The organism is Streptomyces sp. NPDC058751 (genome assembly GCF_042746485.1).
GTDB lineage: Bacteria > Actinomycetota > Actinomycetes > Streptomycetales > Streptomycetaceae > Streptomyces.
This window is the reverse complement of the sequence record NZ_JBHYPZ010000002.1, coordinates 123,652-141,823: the sequence shown is the minus strand read 5'-3', so window position 1 is coordinate 141,823 and position 18,172 is coordinate 123,652. Positions and strand designations below refer to the sequence as shown.

Below are 18,172 nucleotides of genomic sequence, written 5' to 3'. Positions count from 1 at the left end.
CCCCTGTGCGGGGGGGGAATGCTGGGCTGCGGGCGGCCCCCGCGGGCCGGGCGTCACGCCCCCTCTCACCGTTTCGTGGGGCCCGGGCCGCCCGCGCGACGTCTCGTGGTCGCGCGGGCGGCCGGACGTCTGTGCGTCCGGACATCGATGTGCCGGACGCCCGTGCGTCGGACGTCGGTACGTGGTTGTCAGTACGTGGGTGTGTCCGGCGTGTCGTCCTGTCAGGCGACGAGCGCCCGCCCCCGCCCCAGACGGCCGACGAGCTCCTCGTGGTGCAGGGCCGCCACCGGGGCGAGCAGGTCGGGGTGGCGCAGCAGGGCCGCCGCTCGCCGGTCGCTGTCGTCCGGCGACCGCAGGCGCCCGAACTCCACGGGGGCGAGGGCGACGTGATCGCCGTCGGCGAGCGCGGAGAGCGCGAGGCCGGCCAGCCGGGTGTCGGCGAGGAGGGACGCGGCCCAGCTCACCACGGTCTCGTCCACCCACGTGCGCCAGGCGTCGTCGTCCGCCGCGTCCTCGTCCGGGCCGGCGATGTCCGAGCCGACGACCATGTCGAGCCGTTCCGCGCCGCCCGGGCCCGCCATCGCGACCAGCGCGGCGTCCATGGGGGTCGGGTACCTCAGCCATGCCGCGACGGTCACGGCCTGCCGGGCCTGGGCCTCGCAGAGCGCGGACGCGAGCGGTCCGCCGCAGGCCGGGTAGGCCCGCGTCAGCCATTGGGTGGCCGCCGCGATGAGCGGGGAGAGATCTGCGAGCACTGCCGGCCCTCCGGGAACTGCCGAGAAGACGAACCGTCTTCGACGCACGGTAGCTCCGGCCGGGGCGGCGCGATGTGGCCCAGCCCTCAACGGCGGGGTGGCATCGGACACAGCCCCCGCCGCGGGGCCCGCTCCTCACGGGGAGGGGAGGGGCGGCGGCGGGCGGCGGGCGTGGCGGGTTCAGCCGGGCGGGTACGGGTGCTCCTTGAGCCGCCGCGCGAGGTGGACGGCGTTGACGGCGAGCGTGCGGGTGGTCGTCCTGACCGCGTCGGGGTCTTCCCGAGGTCCTGGTAGTCGGTTCCCTGCCGGGCCTCGCCGACCCGGTAGGTGACGGCCCCGGGCGCCAGGGAGAAGCCGAGGTCGTCGGGACCCTGGAAGACGTCGGCGCTCACCCTGTGGGCGCCGTCCTCGTCGCCGACGACCGCGACGGCCGCGGCCTTGTCGTACGTGAGCATGCGCCCCGCGTCGTCGGTCTCGGAGAGTTCGGCGTCCCGGCGCTCCAGCACGCGTCGGCAGATGCTCGACGGGTGAGAGTGCGCGCATGGCGGTGGCTCCTCGGTCGTCACGGGCCGCGAGCCCGTGGGCTCATGGACGGTGGGCGGGGGCCGGGCTCCCAGGAGGCGGGGGTTCGTCCCGGCCGTCCGGCGCCGGCCGCCGGGCGGCCGAGCGGGCTCAGGCCTCGCCGGACCTCAGCAGCATCACGGCGATGTCGTCGGTCGGGAGGCCGTGCGGCCAGGAGTGGTGGATGAGCTTGTCGACGAGCCGGTCCAGCCGTGACCGGCCGGCCAGGAGCTGTGCGAGGCCGCTCGTCATCCGGTCGAGGTCGGTGCCGGGCACTTCGACCAGGCCGTCGGTGTACAGGGCGAGGGTCGTTCCCGGGGGCATCAGGACCGAGGTGATCGGGTACGGGAGTTCGACACCGATGCCGAGCAACGGACCCGGCTCGATCTCCAGCACGCCGGGACGCTCCCCGGGGCGGTGCAGCAGGGGCGGCAGATGGCCCGCGCTGGCCACGCCCATCCGCCCGCCGGCCAGGTCGATGTGCGCGTACAGACAGGAGACGAGGAGGTCGGGTTCCAGGTCGGCGAGGACGCGGTTGGTGCGGGCGAGCACTTCGTCGGGCCGCGCGCCCGCGGTGGCGTGGACGGCCGTACGGACCTGTCCCATGAGCGCGGCGGCCGCCATGTTGTGGCCCTGGACGTCGCCGATGACGGCCGCCGCGGTCGTCCGGTCGAGCCGGATGAGGTCGTAGAAGTCCCCGCCCACGTCCATGCCGTGGCCGGCGGGGAGGTAACGCGCCGCGACCTCCAGCCCGCCGACGGCGGGCAGGCTCCGCGGGAGCAGTGCCTGCTGCAGCGTGTGGGCCAGGGCGTGCTTGGCGTCGTAGAGGCGTGCCCTGTCGAGGGCCTGGGCGACGAGGCCGCCCAGCGAGGTGAGGACGGCCCGGTCGTCGGCCGTGAACGTGTGGGGGCGTGCGTAGGTGAGGATGCAGCAGCCGACGGGGCGGGCGTCGCTGATGAGCGGGAGGAAGGCCCAGGCCTGCTTTCCGCTGATCCGTGGTGCGGCGGGATAGGCGCGGGCGAGTTCGTCGGGGTCGGCGAAGAACAGCGGTACCCCCTTGATCAGCGCCTCGCCCGCCGGCGTCAGGCTGGTGTCCACCGGGAGGCCGTCGAGGCTCTCGATGGTCCGGGGGTCGTAGCCGTGGTGGCCCATGATCTTCAGGCGTCCGGCGTCGGCCGCGGACAGGACCATGCCGTCGGCTCCGAACGCGGGAAGGATCTGGACGGCGATCAGGTCGACCACGTCCTGCACGCCGACCACGTCCGTCAGGGCGGCCGCCAGGTGCACGAGCTGGTACAGACGGCCGGCGGACGTCCCGGGCGCGGCCGGGGAGGCCGTCCTGGGCGGGCCCGGCTCCCCCGGGCCGGAGCGGCGGGCGTCGACGCGGACGCTGATGCCGCTGGAATCCGGGTGGAGGCCGATGTCGAGCCAGGTGTCCGGGGGCCGCAGCACGGTGAAGCCGACGGACTCACGGCTGATGACCGCGGTACGGTAATGCTCTTCGACGAGGACCTGGTCCATCCACGGCAGGGACTGCCAGGGCCTGGTGCCCAGGAGCTGGCTGACGTGGCGGCCGAGGAGGGCCGCGGCCCGGCTGGTGACGAAGGTGATCCTGCCCTCCAGGTCGAGGGCCACGAAGCCTTCCGGCAGTCGTTCCAGCAGGTCGGCGGGCGCGTGTGCGGACAGGGAGAACTCCTCGGCGGCTCCGTCCGCTGGGATCATGTAGGGCTCGTCCGGCGGGACGAAGGCCCTGCCCGCCTCCTCCAGCGCCCGGGCGACGCGCCGGCCGAGCGCGGCGAGGTTCCCCCGCTCCCTGGGCGAGGCCCGGCCGGAGTGACCGGCCGGCCAGGTCAGGAACAGCGCGCCCCAGCAGCGGGTGCGGCCGGAGAGCGGTGCCGCCGCGAAGGCGTACCGGTAGGGCAGCGCCGCCGCGGTCTGCGGATAGGAGAGGGCCATCTCCTCCTGCGAGCCGACCCACACCACACGGTCCTCACGGAACGCGTCGCCGAGCGGGACGGACGCCGTCACGGGCACGTGCAGCCAGGCCGCGGCGATCTCGCCGGACAGCCCGTACGCCGCCTTCAGGCTCAGAAGCCGTCCGGTCTCGTCCACGAGGTAGACCCCGCCGCTCGCCGCCCCGGTGCGACGGACGGCCACCGTCAGTGACTCCGCCAGCGACTCGATGCCCCAGGGCTTCCCCGCAACGCTCGGCTCCGCGGCGCGGGGGAACTCCCCGGTGGCGCCCGGCCCCGCGGCACGGGCCGGATCGTCGGCCCCGCCCGGCTCCTCCGCGCGGACCGGCTCCTCCGCTTCCTCCTCGCGGACCGGCCCCGTCACGGGGATCGACCGCCCGGCACGGCCCGGACTCAGTTCCCTCGGGTCGGTCGACACAGCGGCGAGCCTCCTCCGCAGCCACACTCGACGGCCAGGTCCGCGTGCTCGGGCATGCGCCCGGGGCGACGCCGTACGCCTGCCGGGCTACCCGTCCGGCCACCACGTTCGCGCGATGTCCTTTCGGACCTCGGGACGCCGGCTCTGCTCCATCTCCTCGAGCGCGCGACGACCGGACTCGGACTTCTTGTCGGGCTTCTTCTGCACCATCTCTCGACGCATCTTCCTGCCTCCTCGTTTCTCCCGAGTTCCGCAATGCGCATGCTTTAGACGCATTTCGAACGTATTGCCCAGATGTGAGCCTCCACCCTTCAGCCCGGATCTGTCCACCCTGTCCGCCCGCCGAGACGACACCGCCGTTACGTCCGGTGCTCAGGGGTACCCGTGTGGCTCCGCCGGTCCCCGGCCGGCCTGTCCGCCACCCATCGAGCGCGTTCGGAGCGGAACCGTGAAGGCGTACCTCGTCGACCGACCGTCCGGGAAGGTCCCGGCCGTCCGGTTCCGCTGCTGGATCCCGCCGGGGGTCTACCGCCCGCAGACGGACACCGGACTGCTCGGACGGGCACTGCGCCGGGAGCGGATCACCGCCGGCACCGAGGTCCTGGACCTCGGCACCGGCAGCGGCGCGCTCGCGGTGGAGGCGGCCCGCCTGGGCGCCCGGGTGACGGCGGTGGACATCTCCTGGCGGGCGCTGGCCGCCGCGTGGTGCAACGGACTGCTCAACGGTCACGTCGTGAGAGTGCGTCACGGGGATCTGGCGTCCGCCGTACCGGGCCGCCGGTACGACCTCGTGGTCACCAACCCGCCGTACGTGCCCGCCCCCGGCGGGGTTCCGCCCAGGGGCCGTGCCCGCGCGTGGGACGCGGGCACGGACGGCCGCCTCCTGATCGACCGGATCTGCGCGACCGCGCCGACGGTACTGCGTCCGGCGGGCCGGCTGCTGATCGTGCACTCGCACCTCAGCGGTGTCGAGGAGACGCTGGCCCGGCTGCACGCGGGCGGACTGCGCGCGGAGGTCGTCGAGCGCACCTGGCTTCCGTTCGGGCCCGTACTGCGCTCGCGGCTCGGCTGGCTGCGCGAGCGCGGGATGGTGGCCGGCCGCACGACGGAGGAACTGGTGGTGATCCGTGCCGAACACGCCTGAACGCCCCCGCCGCGTCCGTGTCCTGCGCGAGGGGCCCCTCCTGGTGGAGGGCCCCGTCGAGGTCGTGGGCGAGGACGGCGTGCCGCGGGTGTCACGGCGCTTCGTGGTGGCCGTCTGCACCTGCCGCCGCACGCGCACACCGCCCTGGTGCGACACCAGTCACCGCCGTCGCGCGAAGCCGGACGGGCCGTCATGACCGGCCCGCGCCTGCCACGGCCGCGCGGCCCGGTCTCGGCCGCGCTCCTCGCCGCGCTGCGCGGATCGGACACCGGCTTCCCGCGACTGCCCGCAGACGCCTACGCCGACGATCCCCAACTCGCCCTGTACGTCCTCTACGAACTCCACTACCGCGGCTTCGAGGGCGTGCCGGACGACCGCGAATGGGACCCCCGGCTCCTCACGCTGCGAGCCGGTCTGGAGGACCGTTTCCTGTGCGCGCTGCGCGCGGACGCGCCGGTCGGCGCCTCCGACACCGCGGAGGACGCGCTCGACGAGCTCCAGCTCGAACCCGTCGGGGCGGCCGACGGCAGCCTCTCCCACTTCCTGCGCGACCACGGCACCCTCGGACACGTCCGGGAGTACGCGGCGTTGCGCTCGCTCTACCACCTCAAGGAGGCCGACCCGCACGCCTGGGTGATCCCCCGGCTGTACGGACGGGCCAAGGCGGCCATGGCCGCGGTGGAGTTCGACGAGTTCGGCGCGGGCCGCCCGGACGAGATCCACGCCCGCCTCTTCGTCGGCCTGATGACCGATCTGGGTCTGGACACCTCGTACGGCCACTACCTGGACGCGGCCCCCGCCGAAGCGCTGGCCACCGTGAACCTCATGTCCCTCCTCGGCCTGCACCGCGCCCTGCGCGGAGCGCTCGTGGGCCACTTCGCGACCGTCGAGGTGACCTCCTCCCCCGCCTCCCGCCGTCTGGCACAGGCTCTCGGCCGGCTGGACGCGGGTGCGGCGGCGGTGCGGTTCTACACCGAGCACGTCGAGGCGGACGCGGTGCACGAACAGGTCGTACGGCACGAGGTCGTCGCCGGACTGCTGGCGGACGAGCCGTGGCTGGAGTCCGACGTGGTGTTCGGGATCCGTGCCACCGGACATCTGGAGGACCGGCTGGCCGCCCGTCTGCTGCCGGCCTGGCGCGACGGCGGGTCCGCGCTGCGCGCGGACCGTGCCCGTACGCTCAGGACCCCCCTCCGCTCCGCTGCCGGGTTCCCTCCGGCACGGGGCGACGGGCGCCCCGGAACATGACGTCGCCCGCCGCGACGATCCGGGCGCCCATGTTGCGCTCCATCATCTCCAGCGCGGCGGCCTCCAGATGCGGGTGGATGGAAGCGACGGCGTCCCTGGGCACCGTCACCTCGAAATGACGTATGTGCGCGTCCAGGGCCGAGTACAGGACGCACTGCTCGGTGACCTGACCGGTCAGCACGAGCGTCCCGACCTCCAGCTGCCACAGCAGGTACGACAGGGGCGTGTCGTGGAAGACCGAGTGCCTGGTCTTCACGACGAAGAGCGAGTCGTCGGCCGGACGGATCGGCTCCACCAGGTCGGCGTGCGGACGGCGGAGGGCGGCTTCCAGGAGTTCCCCGTGGTGGGAGCGCCAGAGGCCGAAGTTGTCGTTCGCGTAGATCACGGGCACCCCGGCGTCCCGGGCCCGTCCGATCAGGCCCGCGAGGACCGGTACGACCCGCTCGGCGGCGGGCGTCAGCAGCTCGGCGTCCTCGTACTCGTAGGTGTTGACCATGTCGATGACGATCAGTGCGCTGCCGCCCGCCGCGCCCCCCGGAGGGTGCGCCCTGTACGACGGCGGTTGTCCGGGGCCGGTCATCGTCCCTCCCACGGGATCGGGGTTCTCGACGGGAACCGTGGCCGGGTACCCGTCGACGACCTCGATGTGCACGGGACCGGAGAGAAGAAGAGGGAAAGAAGGGGCTCCTGTGGCCACGGGGAGCAGTGCCCGTCATCGAGGGGCCGACACCCGTCCGCTCCCGCGGTCCGGCCCGTACCGACATCGACATCGACACGGGCGACGGCCTGGGCCGCCCTTCCACCGTCACCGTCTCGGTGCGCGGGGGCTCGCCGGGCCCGCTGGTCGACGTCACCGGTGCCGCGAGGATCGGACGCGTGCTTCCCCGGTCGCGGGGGACGGGGACCGGCGCACCGGCCGCGGGCTGAGCGTGCTCAGGCGTGGACCAGGTCCAGCGCCTTCCTCAGGTTGTGCTCGGCGATGCCCGCCATGGCCGCGCGGTCGGGGAAGTCCCCGTCGAGCAGGCGCAGCGGACCCGCCGTCAGGGAGAGCCGCTGCGCGAGCGTGTAGAGCGCGAGCCGGTCCTCGTCCAGTCCGTCCGCCTCCAGGGACCGGTAGGCGTCGTGCAGGCGGATCCGCAGGAAGACGTGCTCCCACTCGACGTCGAAGTACATCAGGCCTTCGATGTCGATCACGACGGGGTTCCCGTCCGCGTCCACCCTCACGTGGTCGGGCCCCAGTTCGCCGTGCACGACCGCGTGCTCCGCGCGTGGCCGCACCGCCTCCGCCAGACTCAGCAGCCGCTCCATCAGCCGGTCACGGGCCGCCGCGATCCGCGGATCACGCGCCGCCGCCTCGGCGAGGTCCCGCAGCGCACGGTCCAGGACGATCCCCTCGCACGAGGTCCCGCGCGAAGCGCCCCCTCCGTCGACCACGGCCACCTTGCCGTACGCGGGCGCCCGATGACCCCGCATCGCCTCCAGCGCCCGCCCGAGCCGGGCCATGACCGGAGCGGCCGCGCCGGGGTCGCGGGCGAGCAGTTGCTCCAGGCTCTCGCCGGGCAGGTCCTCGACGATCGCGAGGCCGCCCGGGCCATGAGTGCCGTGGGCGCTGTGGGTGCCGTCGCGGTCGAGGAGCCGGATCGCCGGTACGCGGACGCCGAGCGCTTCCAGCCGCGTGTGCGCGGCCTCGAACAGGTCCGGCCCGAGGGCGGGCGAGAGCGGGTCGGTGAGATCGCCGTCGCCCTCTGCCTCCGGCCAGTGGTTCTCCGCCCGGTCCCACAGGTAGGCGATCACCGTCGCGGCGTCGTCCATCACCAGGCGGTACACCCCCTTCCTGCTCCCGCCCGCGACCCGTTCGACTCTCTCCAGCCGTCTCCCGCCGCCCAGCGCGGCACGCGCCGCACCCGCCAGCCGCTCCCGCACCACTGCCCTGGGTGTCACGTCCCGAACCGCCTCTCCGTCACGGCAACCCGCGCACCCTAAGGGCGTGCCACCGCGAAGTCGACCGGTTTGTTCCGCGTCCGCCGACATGCCGGCCCGCGGCGATCGTGGTCAGGTAACCGGCCGGCAGGGGGCGTTCCGGAGTCTGCGCTTCACGAGTGGGGGTACCCGGCCGCCATGAACGACGAATACGGGAACATCACGCTCTCGAGCGCCGCGTCCGGCACGCTCGTCGCCCTGCTGGGCGGGCTCGTCCTGGTGGGGGTCCTGGTGTGGGCGGTAGGGCTGGGCATGCGGGCGCGCCGCCGCAAGCCGGGCCCGCCCAAGCCCCACGAGCAGCCCACTCTTCCGCAGTCGGGACCCGCGCACGAGACCTCGCAGATCAGGGAACCGAACGAGGTGCCCCGGGCCGGTGACGAGGGCGAGCGCCTCAGCCCGCACCAGCTCGGCGGTCCGGGCAGCAGGCGCAGCGACCGGCAGGAACGCCCGCGCTGGGACTCCGGGTCGGGCGGCTCGTTCGGCAGCGGCGGTCCCGGATGAGAGCGGACCGCACCGGTCGGCCGACTGACCGGCTGACCGGCTGACCGGCTGCGGAACTCACGTCTGCGCGTGCCCGATCCGGGTACTCGGGGCCCCTTCCACGAGCGAGGTGATGAAAGTGGCATCGACTCCACGACGGTCGGAACTGGCCGGCCTCTCCGCACTGGTCACGGGCGGGTCCCGGGGGCTGGGGCTGCTGCTGTCCGCCCGGCTGGCCCAGCGCGGCTGCCAGGTCACGATGGTGGCCCGCGACGAGGACGAGCTGCGGCGCGGCGCCGAATGGGCGGAGGAGAGGACCGGCCGACGGGTCTCCACCGCCGTGTGCGACGTCCGTGACCGGCAGGCGGTGGAGTCGGTGGTCCGGCAGGCGGACGTCCGGCACGGCGGGCTGGACATCGTCGTCGCCAACGCCGGTGTCATCCAGGTGGCCCCGGTGGCGTCCCTCGACAGCGGAGCCTTCGAGGACGCCATGGCCACCATCTTCGGCGGCGCCGTGAACACGGCCATGGCGGCGCTCCCCCGTCTGCGCGCGAGCGAGGAGGGGGGACGGCTGTGCCTGATCGGTTCCGTCGGCGGGCTGCTCGCCGTGCCGCACCTGCTGCCCTACTCGTGCGCCAAGGCGGCCGTCGGGGCGCTGGGCGAGGGGCTGCGGGCCGAGACGGCCGGAGACGGTCTCAGCGTCACGACCGTGCATCCCGGGCTGATGCGCACCGGTTCGCACCTCCAGGCCGAGTTCGGCGGACGCTCTTCCAAGGAGTTCGCCTGGTTCTCCGCGCTCTCGGGGGCGCCCGTCGTCTCGATGGACGCCGAGCGTGCGGCCGAGCGCATCGTACGGGCCCTGGAGAAGCGCAGGACACGCCTGGTGCTCACTCCCGCGGCGCGTGCCGCGTCGGTGGCGCACGGCGTGGCGCCGACCGCCGTCACCCGGCTCAGCAGGGTCGCCGCCCGGCTCCTGCCGGCTCCCCCGGCCGCGCACGGCGGCGCCGGCCCGGCAGAGCACGGCATCGAGCAGGGCCACCGCATCGACCGGACCGCTTCCACCTGGACGGAGAAGCTGCGCAGGCTGGGCAGCGGCCTCAACGACCGGGCCGCACGCCGCTACAACCAGCGGATCGCGGGCCCGCCGACCAGCGCCTGACCGGTCGGCGGCGGCCGGCAGGAACATTCCGGCCTCGGCGGCCGGCACCTTCTCGTGCCGGGCGAAGCAGGCGTCACGAGGCAACCGCGCCTGTTCCATGCACAGTCGGTCCGGGTCCGGGACGAACACCCGGGGCGCGTCGCGCAGGGTGTCGACGTGGTCGGCGGCCGCCCCGTACGGAACGGCGCCGGACGGAACACCCTCGCGCGGAACGGGTACTCGGACGGGACGGACGGCTCACCACGGCTTCTTCCCGGCAGGGACGGACGCGACGGAAGGGAGGGTCTCCGATGACACGGCGCGACGACGGGATGTTGCGGATGCTGAGGAGGCTGCTGGCCACCAGCCACGTGATGTCCTTCGAGCAGCTTCCGTCGCAGGTGACCGAACACGCCTCGACGGCCGGCTTCGACGACGTACGGATCTACCTCGGCGACCTGCAGCGCGACGTCCTGCGCCTGCTCGTCGGCAAGGAACTGGACGCCGCGCGGGTCGACGGCGAGGCCCAGCCGGAGCTGCCGGTCGAGGGCACCGTCGCCGGGCGCGCCTACCAGTACGGGAACGTCGTGTCCGCCGCCGACGGTCCGGACGGACGCCACACCTGGTGGATACCGCTCCTGGACGGCACCGAGCGCCTCGGCGTCCTGCGCGTGACCAGTGGTGCCGAGGACGGTGACGGTCTCCACCAGGACATGCTGACGCTGGCGTCGCTGGTGGCCATGCTGGTCGTCGGCAGCCGGGACACCAGCGACTCCTACGCCCGCCTGACCCGGGTCAAGGCGATGAACGTCGCGGCCGAGATGCAGTGGACGCTGATGCCGCCACGCACCTACGCCGACCACCGGGTCATCATCGGCGCGGCCCTGGAACCGGCCTACGAGGTGGGCGGCGACGCCTACGACTACGCCGTCGCCGGCGACACCGTCCACTTCTCGGTCTTCGACGCCATGGGGCACGACACCTCCGCCGGCCTCACCGCCAACCTCGCCGTGGCCGCCTGCCGCAACCACCGCCGCCAGGGCACCCCCCTGGACCAGCTGGGCGACCGCGTCGAGGGGGTCCTGCTGGAGCAGTTCGGCCACAGCCGCTACGTGACCGGTGTCCTCGCCGACCTCGACACCACCACCGGCATCCTGACCTGGATCAACCGCGGCCACCCTCCGCCCATCGTGATCCGCGGCGGACGCTGGTCCACCCTCCTGAAATGCCCGCCCTCCCATCCCATGGGCACCGACCTGCACCTGCCCACCACCCTCTGCCGTGAGCAGCTCGAACCGGGCGACCGTCTCGTCCTCTACACCGACGGCATCACCGAAGCCCGCGTCGGAGGCCAGGAGTTCGGCCTCGCGCACTTCGTCGACTTCCTCGTCCGCCACCACAGCGACGGCCTGCCCGTCCCCGAGACCCTCCGCCGTCTCATCCGCGCCCTGCTCAAACACCACGACCAGCAACTGCAGGACGACGCCACCATCCTGGTGTGCGAATGGCTCGGCCCGCAGGCCCAGGCACCCGCGGTCATCGCACCGCAGGCGGGTGTGCCCCTCCCACCCCCCGCCGGACCGCCGGGACCACGGACCTGAGGAAGCGCCGACCGGGCCGGTCGCTCACACCCTCACCTTCCGCCGCCCTGGCCCGTGCTCGCCAGGAGAGGTGTCGTGGGCCGGTCCCCGGAACGCGGGGCGGCTTCGCGGGAGGCCGGGGACTCGGCGGCCCCCCGGCGGGTGGCCGTGGGGCGGGCGAGGGCGGTCGTGGTGGCCGGGTCGGCCAGATAGGAGCGTGCGACGGCGAGTGCGTCGGTGATCTCACGGGTGCCGGTGGACACGCACAGGGTGTAGGCGAGGTCACGCAGGCGCCGGCCGGAGGGGTCCGTCCGCTCGGCGAGGAGCGTCTCGTACTCCGTCACGAGTCGGCGCAAAGTGGCGGGGAGGGGCATCAGCATGAGTGCGAACTCCTTGGGCCCAAGGCCGTCGGGCCTTGCGTGGACTGTCTTGGCAACGTCTGCCTCGGCAACGGGTGGAAATCCGGGGAAATCGCTCCTGGGGCCGGGTTCAGGACGGTCCCGGGGCAGTACCGAGCACGGCCTGAACAGTTCCGGTCAGGGATCACCACGGGGGGACGCCCGGGCCGCCGAAGGAAACCGCGGCCGGAAGGACGGAGGTCCCTCGCGGGTGTGCGCCTTCGGTCCGAAGCGCCGACCCCCGGCTTCCCCACCGCCACAACCGCAAACACGGTGCCTCACGGGCCCCGCCGCCACCCGCCGTCTCCCCTTGCCGGGCGGGAGGTCCCCGGCGTCGGGCAGGAGGCCCCGCCCCGTCCCCGCCGCACGGGGCCGGTGTGCTCGGACGGGGAGCGGCGCCCCGAAGTGCGGAGGAGGCGGCGGGCCCCGTCACGAGGGCCGCCCCACAGCCGCCTCCCCGCCCGCCCCCAGAGGTCCGCTCTCCCCGGCGCCCCCGCCCTTCTCCAGACGCCGCGCCGAGGGGTGTGCCCGGAGCGCGACCAGGGGCGGCAGCCAGGCGCGCGCGAGGCGTACCGCCCTCACCCACTGCTGGGCGTAGACGGCGCCGGAGCGGTGTTCGACACCGCGTACCAGGCGTTCCGCGACCCGCGGCGCCGCGTGGGTCCGCGAGGCCGGACACGGCAGGGCCGACCGCAGGGCGACCGAGGGTGGTCCGAGACGGGACCGCACGCGTGCGGCCGTCTCCTCCATCGCCTCGGTGTCGGTCACGTCGGCCTCCCACCACCCGGCGACGCCGGCAGGCAGCGCGGCGCGGCCGCCGTCCTCACCAGTTCCTCCGCCTCCGGCCCCAGCAGGGCCACCCGGGCACCGCGCCGCACCAGCAGCCGGGCCGTCTCGCGGCCCAGGCCCCGGGCGGCGCCGGTCACCACCGCCGTGCGGCCGGACAAGGGACCCGCGAGGGACATGCCACCTCCCCACTGCGGAACAAGTCGGCGCCAAGAAGCCCAGAATGCTCCCTTATGTGTGCTCTCGTCCGGCCGGGGAACGCGCAGAGGACGCGACACTTCGAACGGCGGAGGCCCCCATGGCCGTACGGCATCGTCTGATCCACAAGTCCCCCGAAGCCGTCTGGGACGTCCTGTGCGACGCCGGACGGTTCGAGGAATGGGTGGTCGGCACCTCCCGGGTCGAGGCGGACGAGGGACGCTGGCCGGAGCTGGGCGCGACCCTCCGCTACGAGATCACCATCGGCCCTGTCACCTTGCGCAACCGGACCGTCGTACGGCGCAGTGAACCGAACACCGCCCTCGAACTGGAGGCGGACAGCGGGGCGCTGGGGACCGCGAGGATCGCGATGGAACTGCGGCCCTGGGGCGAGCACACCCTGCTCATCCTCGACGAACACCCCCTGCGCGGCCCGGGAGGCGCCCTGCACAACGGCCTCCTGGACGCGGCCCTGCAGGTCCGGCACCGTGCGATGCTCCGTCGTCTCGCCCGGCTCTGCGAAGCGGCGGACGAACGGTCCCGTACGCCGGTCGGGCACCCGCGCGGCGCCTGAGGAGCTGTCCCGTACGCCTGTCGGGCACCCGTGCGGTGCCCGGGCGCCACCGGGACCCGCGGCGGTCGCGCCACCGGGCGCGACGACACCACCGAGCCGGGAGCACGTCATGGCGGACGCAGTAGTCATCGGGGCGGGCCCCAACGGGCTGGTCGCGGCCAACCTCCTGGCCGACGCCGGCTGGAGCGTGGAGGTGCTGGAGGCCCAGGACACGCCCGGCGGGGCGGTGCGGCACGACCACGGGGTCGACCCCGACTTCACCAGCGACGTCTTCAGCGCCTTCTATCCCCTGGCCGCGGCTTCCCGGGTGCTGGGCGACCTGCGTCTGGAGCAGGAGGGACTGGCGTGGAGCCACGCCCCGAAGGTACTCGCCCACCCCCTGCGCGACGGCCGGTGCGCGGTCCTCAGCCGGGATCTGGAGGAGACCGCCGCGAGTCTGGAGACGTTCGCGCCGGGCGACGGACCGGCCTGGAAGGAGCTGTGGCGCGTCTGGGAGACGGTGCGCGAGGGCGTCCTCGACGCCCTGTTCACCCCCTTCCCACCCGTCCGCGCCGGAGCCGCGCTGGCCTTGCGGCTGCGGACGGCGGGCGGGCTGCGGCTGGCCAGGACACTGGTGCTGCCGGTGCGGCGGATGGGCGAGGAGGAGTTCCGCGGTGAGGGCGGCCGGCTGCTGCTCGCGGGCAACGCCCTGCACGCCGACCTCGCGCCGGAGGCCGCGGGGAGCGGCGGTTTCGGGTGGCTGATGTCCATGCTCGGCCAGACGTACGGCTTCCCCGTGCCGGCCGGCGGCTCCGGAGCGCTCAGCTCCGCTCTCGCCCGCCGCCTGGCGCGGCACGGCGGGGCCGTCCGCTGCGGACAGCGGGTCACCGAGGTCGTCGTCCGCGGCGGTCGCGCCGTCGGTGTGCGCACGGCCTCGGGCGAAGGGGTCCCGGCCCGCAGGGCGGTCCTGGCCGACGTCTCCGCGCCCGCCCTGTACGGCTCCCTGGTGGCCGGGGAACACCTCCCCCCGCGGCTGCTCGCCGACCTGAAGCGCTTCCAGTGGGACTTCGCCACCTTCAAGGTCGACTGGGCCCTCGACGGCCGGGTGCCCTGGAGCTGTCCCGAGGCCGCGCAGGCGGGAACGGTGCACCTCGCCGAGGGCGTCGACGCCCTCACCCGTTTCGCCTCGCAGATCGCCATGGGCCGCGTCCCCGACGAACCCTTCTCCCTCTTCGGCCAGATGACCACCGCCGACCCCGGCCGATCGCCCCGCGGCACCGAGGCGGCCTGGGCCTACACGCACGTACCCCAGCAGGTGCGGGGCGACGCGGGGGAGGACGGCCTGACGGGCTCGTGGGACGCCCGGGAGCAGGAGGTCTTCGCCGATCGCATGGAGGCGCACGTAGAGCGGTACGCCCCCGGGTTCCGCGGCCTCGTCCGGGCCCGGCGCATCCTGGCCCCGCCCACGCTGGAGAGCCTGGACGCCAACCTCCACCGCGGTGCCATCAACGGTGGCACCACCGCCCTGCACCAACAGCTCGTCTTCCGGCCCGGTCCCGGCACCGGCCGCCCGGAGACACCCGTACCCGGCCTGTACCTGGCCTCGGCCTCCGCGCACCCGGGCGGCTGCGTCCACGGCGCCCCCGGTGCCAACGCGGCTCGGGCCGCGCTGCGCCGGCACCGCACCGCCGCCCTCTCCCGCCTCCAGAGCGGGCTGACCCACCGCGACCGCCGGGGACGGCGATGACGACCGCGCCCGCACGGCCGTACCGGAGGCAGGCGTCCACCGCCCCGCGGGCGGGAGCCCTCGGGGAAGCCGTCGGCCCGCCGCCGCGTGAGAACCGACGGGCCATGGGTACTCGCGCCGCAGGAGCACGACGATCCGCACGGTGTCGGACACCTCCACGCGTACGCGCGCGTGGACCGGCTCAGGCGCTCGCGACGCTCCGGCGAACACCACGGCACCGAACCCGACACACCGGTCAGTGAGGCCGATCATGAGCGATCTGTTCCCGACCCCGTCCCAGGCGGAGGGTGAACGCACGGACGACGAGGACGCGGCCCGTCCCGACATCCCCCGGACGACTCCCTCGCAGGCGGAGGGCGAAGACATGGAAGAGGCGAACGCGGAGGACGAGTGAAGCGCAAAGGCGGCCGAGCCGGAGTCCTGACCGGCACCGGCTCATGAGACGCCGCCCCCCGGCACATCGTGCCGGGGGGCGGCTGGACGGGCGCGGGGGTTCAGTCGTCGCCCCTGACGATGTTCCACTCGGTGCCCGTGCGGGGAATGGTCGAGGTGCTCTCGTCCGCGACGGCGGCGACGCAGGTGCGCGCGCTTCTGCGGGGGAGGTGGCGTGCTTTCGCCCAGCCGGTCTCTGCCACTCGGAGGGCGGGTTTCTCTGCGGTTCGCCTGCTCACTGCTTCTCATCTTCTCTCGTGTCGCTCGGGTACCGAGTACCCGTCGGCCCACGGTCAAACGTCGGTGTGAGCCTCGGTCATGTCGCCTGCGCGGGAACCCCGTTGCACGCGAGACCGTTCCGGCGGCGACGGTGACCGGGGGCACGTCGTCGGCCTCGAAGCCCCCGAAGGACATGCGCGGCTCCCGCCGAGCCGCCCCCGGCCGGAGTGAGCCGTCCGTCCCGCTCACCATGAGGGGCGCACCCCGATACCCCCGATTCCGTTCCCGAACCGAGGAATTCCGAAGTGAACTTTCGCGGCACCGGGCGCTTCAGGAGGCCGAGATCTCCAGGAATACGGACCGGCCCGCCGGGCATCCGATGCCACGGAGGTTGATAATCATGGTTCCTGTTCTTCTCGTTCTTCTGCTCGCGCTGATTCTCTTCGGTGCCGGTTTCGCGCTCAAGGCCCTGTGGTGGATCGCGGTCATCGTGCTGATCGTGTGGGCTCTCGGCTTCGTCATCCGCCCGACGGCGAGCGGCGGCAGGCGTGGCCGCTGGTACCGCTGGTGATCCTCGCAGACCGGCGACACCCGGGGGTGGGCCCCGGCACCTCGGTGCCGGGGCCCACCCCTTTCCCCGTACCGGCCCGGTCCGGACGTGGTGATTCCCGCGTTCCGGGACGCCTGGATTCCGGTGCATGAAATCAAGGAAAGCCGGGCACCCGGGTTTCCGAAGAGGGGCCGCCGAGAATTCGGCGGCACTCGGACAACTCCACGGTTCGACAGTTCGGCCGTGGACCGGCAATGAATCGCGACAAAGGGAGCCGTTTCTCATGAGTGACAGCCTCTGGGGCTACCAGCCGACCACCGGCCACATCGCGGGCACCGATCTGACCGGGTACAAGGTCGAGGCGACCGACGGCAGCATCGGGAAGGTCGACAAGCACTCGGACGACGTCGGCTCCGCCCACCTCGTCGTCGACACCGGCGTATGGATCTTCGGCAAGCACGTTCTGCTGCCTGCCGGAACCGTGCAGCGGGTCGACCACGAGGAGCGGAAGATCTACGTCGCCCTGACGAAGGACCAGATCAAGGACTCCCCCGAGTTCGACAAGGACAAGCACGTCGGAGACGCGGGGTACCACGAGCAGATCGGCACCTACTACCAGGGCCGGGGCGGGATCTGACCTACCACCCACACCTACCACCCACCAGGGCCCGTACGGGATCCGACCCCGGCACCGGCCCTGAAAGGCGGGGCCGGCCGGAGCGGTACTCCGGCCGGCCCCGCTCCGCGTGCGCCCCCGCCCCGGCCCTCCCCCGAGGGCGGGGGTGAGGGACGGGGCGAGCTGTGGTCCGTGGGACGCCCCGGTCCGTGAGCCGTCGGACCGTGAGCCGCCGTCAGGGCAGAGGCGTCCCTCCGGTGGCGTTGAGGATCTCCGCGGTGATGAAGCCGGCACGGTCGGAGGCCAGGAACACATAGGCGGGCGCCATTTCCGCGGGCTGGGCGGGCCGCCCGAGAGGTGCCTGCTTCCCGAACTCGGTGGTGTCCGGCATCGTGGCGGGGATCAACAGGGTCCACACCGGCCCGGGCGCCACGGCGTTGACGCGGACGCCGTCGCCCGCGACCATCTGCGCCAGCCCCTGCGTGAAGGTCACGATCGCGCCCTTCGACGTCGCGTAGTCCAGCAGGTGCGGACTCGGCTTGTACGCCTGCACGGACGTGGTGTTGATGATCGAGCCGCCCGCCGGTATGTGCGGCAGGGCCATCTTGCAGAGCCAGAACATGCCGTACAGGTTGGTGCGCATGACGCGGTCGAACTGCTCGGTGGAGATCTCGCCGATGCCGTCGGGCTGGGACATCTGGTACGCGGCGTTGTTGACGAGGACGTCGATGCGGCCGAACTCCTCGACCGCCCGGTCCACGAGCCGACGGCACTGGTCCTCCTCCCGTACGTCGCATTCCACGGCGACCGCCTTGCGTCCCGCCTGTTCGACCAGGCGGGCCGTCTCGGCCGCGTCCTCCGTCTCCTCGGGGAGGTGGGTGAACAGGACGTCCGCGCCTTCGCGCGCGTAGGAGAGCGCCACCGCGCGCCCGATGCCGGAGTCTCCGCCCGTCACCAGGGTCTTGCGGTCCAGGAGCAGCCCGCACCCTTCGTAGGAGTCTTCGCCGTGGTCGGGCGGGGGGTCCATGGGGCCCGTCCATCCGGGGTGCTCCTGGTCCTGCTGCGGAAGGTCGGGACGTGGGTGCTTGTCGACCAGGTTGTCAGGCATGGAGCGCCTTCCTGGGATCGGGGGCCGTCGGGGCGGGGCGAAAGACGGGCCACGGTCCCGGGGCCTCGCCGGTCCGGCCGGGAGGGAGACGGAGGGCCGGGCCGCTTCGTACGACGGCCCCGGGCCCTCACGCTCCGGTGGGCAGTCCTCGGAACCGCCCCGCCCCGGTGTGTCCGGGGCGAGTACCCGCGTCCACCTGCCGCATGCGCATCGGGCGGCACGCTTTCGGTCCCCCGGCGAGACGTGCGGGCGTCGCCGGTTCCGTCTCCCAGGTGACCCGTCCGGCAC

Annotated in this window: 22 protein-coding genes and 1 pseudogene; 12 read left to right on the top strand and 11 right to left on the bottom strand. The window is 73.6% G+C overall.

The window, feature by feature from the left end:
- Positions 1 to 221 precede the first annotated feature (221 nt).
- The 4 genes and pseudogenes from ACFW6B_RS02810 to ACFW6B_RS02795 form a co-directional block, all read right to left on the bottom strand.
- Positions 222 to 755, bottom strand: a complete 534-nt coding sequence (locus ACFW6B_RS02810) for a hypothetical protein (RefSeq protein WP_386591516.1) — start codon at positions 753 to 755, stop codon at positions 222 to 224.
- Between the two features lie 180 nt (positions 756 to 935).
- A pseudogene (locus ACFW6B_RS02805) lies at positions 936 to 1,285 on the bottom strand (NADPH-dependent oxidoreductase); the annotation flags it as partial.
- A gap of 142 nt (positions 1,286 to 1,427) precedes the next feature.
- Positions 1,428 to 3,473 carry a SpoIIE family protein phosphatase gene (locus tag ACFW6B_RS02800; RefSeq protein ID WP_386591714.1) on the bottom strand — a complete coding sequence of 682 codons (2,046 nt, stop codon included), beginning with the start codon at positions 3,471 to 3,473 and terminating at the stop codon, positions 1,428 to 1,430.
- Positions 3,474 to 3,794: 321 nt separating this feature from the next.
- Positions 3,795 to 3,929, bottom strand: coding sequence for a hypothetical protein (locus tag ACFW6B_RS02795; RefSeq protein WP_386591515.1), 135 nt, complete (start codon positions 3,927 to 3,929; stop codon positions 3,795 to 3,797).
- Positions 3,930 to 4,218: 289 nt separating this feature from the next.
- On the opposite strand from ACFW6B_RS02795, the gene ACFW6B_RS02790 reads away from it, so the two are divergent.
- The 3 genes from ACFW6B_RS02790 to ACFW6B_RS02780 are packed head-to-tail and all read left to right on the top strand — an operon-like array spanning position 4,219 to position 6,099.
- Positions 4,219 to 4,851, top strand: a complete 633-nt coding sequence (locus ACFW6B_RS02790) for a HemK2/MTQ2 family protein methyltransferase (protein WP_386591713.1) — start codon at positions 4,219 to 4,221, stop codon at positions 4,849 to 4,851.
- Positions 4,835 to 5,047 (top strand): CDGSH iron-sulfur domain-containing protein, encoded by a 213-nt coding sequence (locus tag ACFW6B_RS02785; protein WP_386591514.1) that lies wholly within the window; start codon positions 4,835 to 4,837, stop codon positions 5,045 to 5,047. Before ACFW6B_RS02790 ends, ACFW6B_RS02785 begins: the two co-directional genes overlap by 17 nt.
- Positions 5,044 to 6,099, top strand: a complete 1,056-nt coding sequence (locus tag ACFW6B_RS02780; RefSeq protein ID WP_386591513.1) for an iron-containing redox enzyme family protein — start codon at positions 5,044 to 5,046, stop codon at positions 6,097 to 6,099. Before ACFW6B_RS02785 ends, ACFW6B_RS02780 begins: the two co-directional genes overlap by 4 nt.
- Here the strand turns inward: ACFW6B_RS02780 and ACFW6B_RS02775 are convergent.
- A complete protein-coding gene (locus ACFW6B_RS02775; RefSeq protein ID WP_386591711.1) occupies positions 6,032 to 6,679 on the bottom strand; it encodes a cysteine hydrolase family protein in 648 nt (215 codons plus the stop codon). The two genes, ACFW6B_RS02780 and ACFW6B_RS02775, sit on opposite strands and share 68 nt — an antisense overlap.
- A 125-nt stretch (positions 6,680 to 6,804) precedes the next feature.
- On the opposite strand from ACFW6B_RS02775, the gene ACFW6B_RS02770 reads away from it, so the two are divergent.
- Complete coding sequence (locus tag ACFW6B_RS02770; RefSeq protein WP_386591512.1) at positions 6,805 to 7,026, top strand: hypothetical protein; 222 nt, start codon at positions 6,805 to 6,807, stop codon at positions 7,024 to 7,026.
- 6 nt (positions 7,027 to 7,032) lie between these two features.
- Here the strand turns inward: ACFW6B_RS02770 and ACFW6B_RS02765 are convergent, their stop codons facing one another.
- Entirely contained in the window at positions 7,033 to 8,025 is a 993-nt protein-coding gene (locus ACFW6B_RS02765) for a phosphotransferase family protein (RefSeq protein ID WP_386591710.1), read from the bottom strand.
- 192 nt (positions 8,026 to 8,217) lie between these two features.
- Here ACFW6B_RS02765 and ACFW6B_RS02760 point away from each other — a divergent pair, with 192 nt between their 5' ends.
- The 3 genes from ACFW6B_RS02760 to ACFW6B_RS02750 all read left to right on the top strand — a co-directional run bounded on the left by ACFW6B_RS02760 (position 8,218) and on the right by ACFW6B_RS02750 (position 11,298).
- Positions 8,218 to 8,580 (top strand): DUF6479 family protein, encoded by a 363-nt coding sequence (locus ACFW6B_RS02760; RefSeq protein WP_386591510.1) that lies wholly within the window; start codon positions 8,218 to 8,220, stop codon positions 8,578 to 8,580.
- 118 nt (positions 8,581 to 8,698) lie between these two features.
- Positions 8,699 to 9,718 (top strand): SDR family NAD(P)-dependent oxidoreductase, encoded by a 1,020-nt coding sequence (locus ACFW6B_RS02755; RefSeq protein ID WP_386591509.1) that lies wholly within the window; start codon positions 8,699 to 8,701, stop codon positions 9,716 to 9,718.
- Positions 9,719 to 10,008: 290 nt separating this feature from the next.
- Complete coding sequence (locus ACFW6B_RS02750; protein ID WP_386591508.1) at positions 10,009 to 11,298, top strand: PP2C family protein-serine/threonine phosphatase; 1,290 nt, start codon at positions 10,009 to 10,011, stop codon at positions 11,296 to 11,298.
- A 32-nt stretch (positions 11,299 to 11,330) separates the two neighbouring features.
- Here the strand turns inward: ACFW6B_RS02750 and ACFW6B_RS02745 are convergent, their stop codons facing one another.
- From ACFW6B_RS02745 to ACFW6B_RS02735, 3 genes are all read right to left on the bottom strand, one after another.
- Positions 11,331 to 11,657: a DUF5133 domain-containing protein gene (locus ACFW6B_RS02745; RefSeq protein WP_386591506.1), complete on the bottom strand. Its 327-nt coding sequence runs from the start codon at positions 11,655 to 11,657 to the stop codon at positions 11,331 to 11,333.
- Positions 11,658 to 12,104: 447 nt separating this feature from the next.
- Positions 12,105 to 12,443: a hypothetical protein gene (locus tag ACFW6B_RS02740; RefSeq protein ID WP_386591505.1), complete on the bottom strand. Its 339-nt coding sequence runs from the start codon at positions 12,441 to 12,443 to the stop codon at positions 12,105 to 12,107.
- The gene (locus ACFW6B_RS02735) at positions 12,440 to 12,640 is read right to left on the bottom strand and encodes an SDR family NAD(P)-dependent oxidoreductase (RefSeq protein WP_386591504.1); all 201 of its coding nucleotides are present in this window, start codon (positions 12,638 to 12,640) and stop codon (positions 12,440 to 12,442) included. The genes ACFW6B_RS02740 and ACFW6B_RS02735 overlap by 4 nt, the downstream gene beginning before the upstream one ends.
- Before the next feature lie 119 nt (positions 12,641 to 12,759).
- On the opposite strand from ACFW6B_RS02735, the gene ACFW6B_RS02730 reads away from it, so the two are divergent.
- The 3 genes from ACFW6B_RS02730 to ACFW6B_RS02720 all read left to right on the top strand — a co-directional run bounded on the left by ACFW6B_RS02730 (position 12,760) and on the right by ACFW6B_RS02720 (position 15,353).
- The gene (locus tag ACFW6B_RS02730) at positions 12,760 to 13,233 is read left to right on the top strand and encodes an SRPBCC family protein (protein WP_386591503.1); all 474 of its coding nucleotides are present in this window, start codon (positions 12,760 to 12,762) and stop codon (positions 13,231 to 13,233) included.
- Between the two features lie 109 nt (positions 13,234 to 13,342).
- Positions 13,343 to 14,959, top strand: coding sequence for a phytoene desaturase family protein (locus ACFW6B_RS02725; protein ID WP_386591502.1), 1,617 nt, complete (start codon positions 13,343 to 13,345; stop codon positions 14,957 to 14,959).
- Positions 14,960 to 15,209: 250 nt separating this feature from the next.
- Positions 15,210 to 15,353, top strand: coding sequence for a hypothetical protein (locus ACFW6B_RS02720; RefSeq protein WP_386591501.1), 144 nt, complete (start codon positions 15,210 to 15,212; stop codon positions 15,351 to 15,353).
- 100 nt (positions 15,354 to 15,453) lie between these two features.
- On the opposite strand, the gene ACFW6B_RS02715 is transcribed toward ACFW6B_RS02720, so the two are convergent.
- Positions 15,454 to 15,630, bottom strand: coding sequence for a hypothetical protein (locus ACFW6B_RS02715; RefSeq protein ID WP_386591499.1), 177 nt, complete (start codon positions 15,628 to 15,630; stop codon positions 15,454 to 15,456).
- Between the two features lie 380 nt (positions 15,631 to 16,010).
- Here ACFW6B_RS02715 and ACFW6B_RS02710 point away from each other — a divergent pair, with 380 nt between their 5' ends.
- Together ACFW6B_RS02710 and ACFW6B_RS02705 are read left to right on the top strand one after the other, a co-directional pair.
- Positions 16,011 to 16,181, top strand: a complete 171-nt coding sequence (locus ACFW6B_RS02710) for a hydrophobic protein (protein WP_355774985.1) — start codon at positions 16,011 to 16,013, stop codon at positions 16,179 to 16,181.
- 262 nt (positions 16,182 to 16,443) lie between these two features.
- Positions 16,444 to 16,797: a PRC-barrel domain-containing protein gene (locus tag ACFW6B_RS02705; protein WP_386591498.1), complete on the top strand. Its 354-nt coding sequence runs from the start codon at positions 16,444 to 16,446 to the stop codon at positions 16,795 to 16,797.
- 214 nt (positions 16,798 to 17,011) lie between these two features.
- Here the strand turns inward: ACFW6B_RS02705 and ACFW6B_RS02700 are convergent, their stop codons facing one another.
- Positions 17,012 to 17,884, bottom strand: coding sequence for an SDR family oxidoreductase (locus ACFW6B_RS02700; protein WP_386591497.1), 873 nt, complete (start codon positions 17,882 to 17,884; stop codon positions 17,012 to 17,014).
- Positions 17,885 to 18,172: the final 288 nt, after the last annotated feature.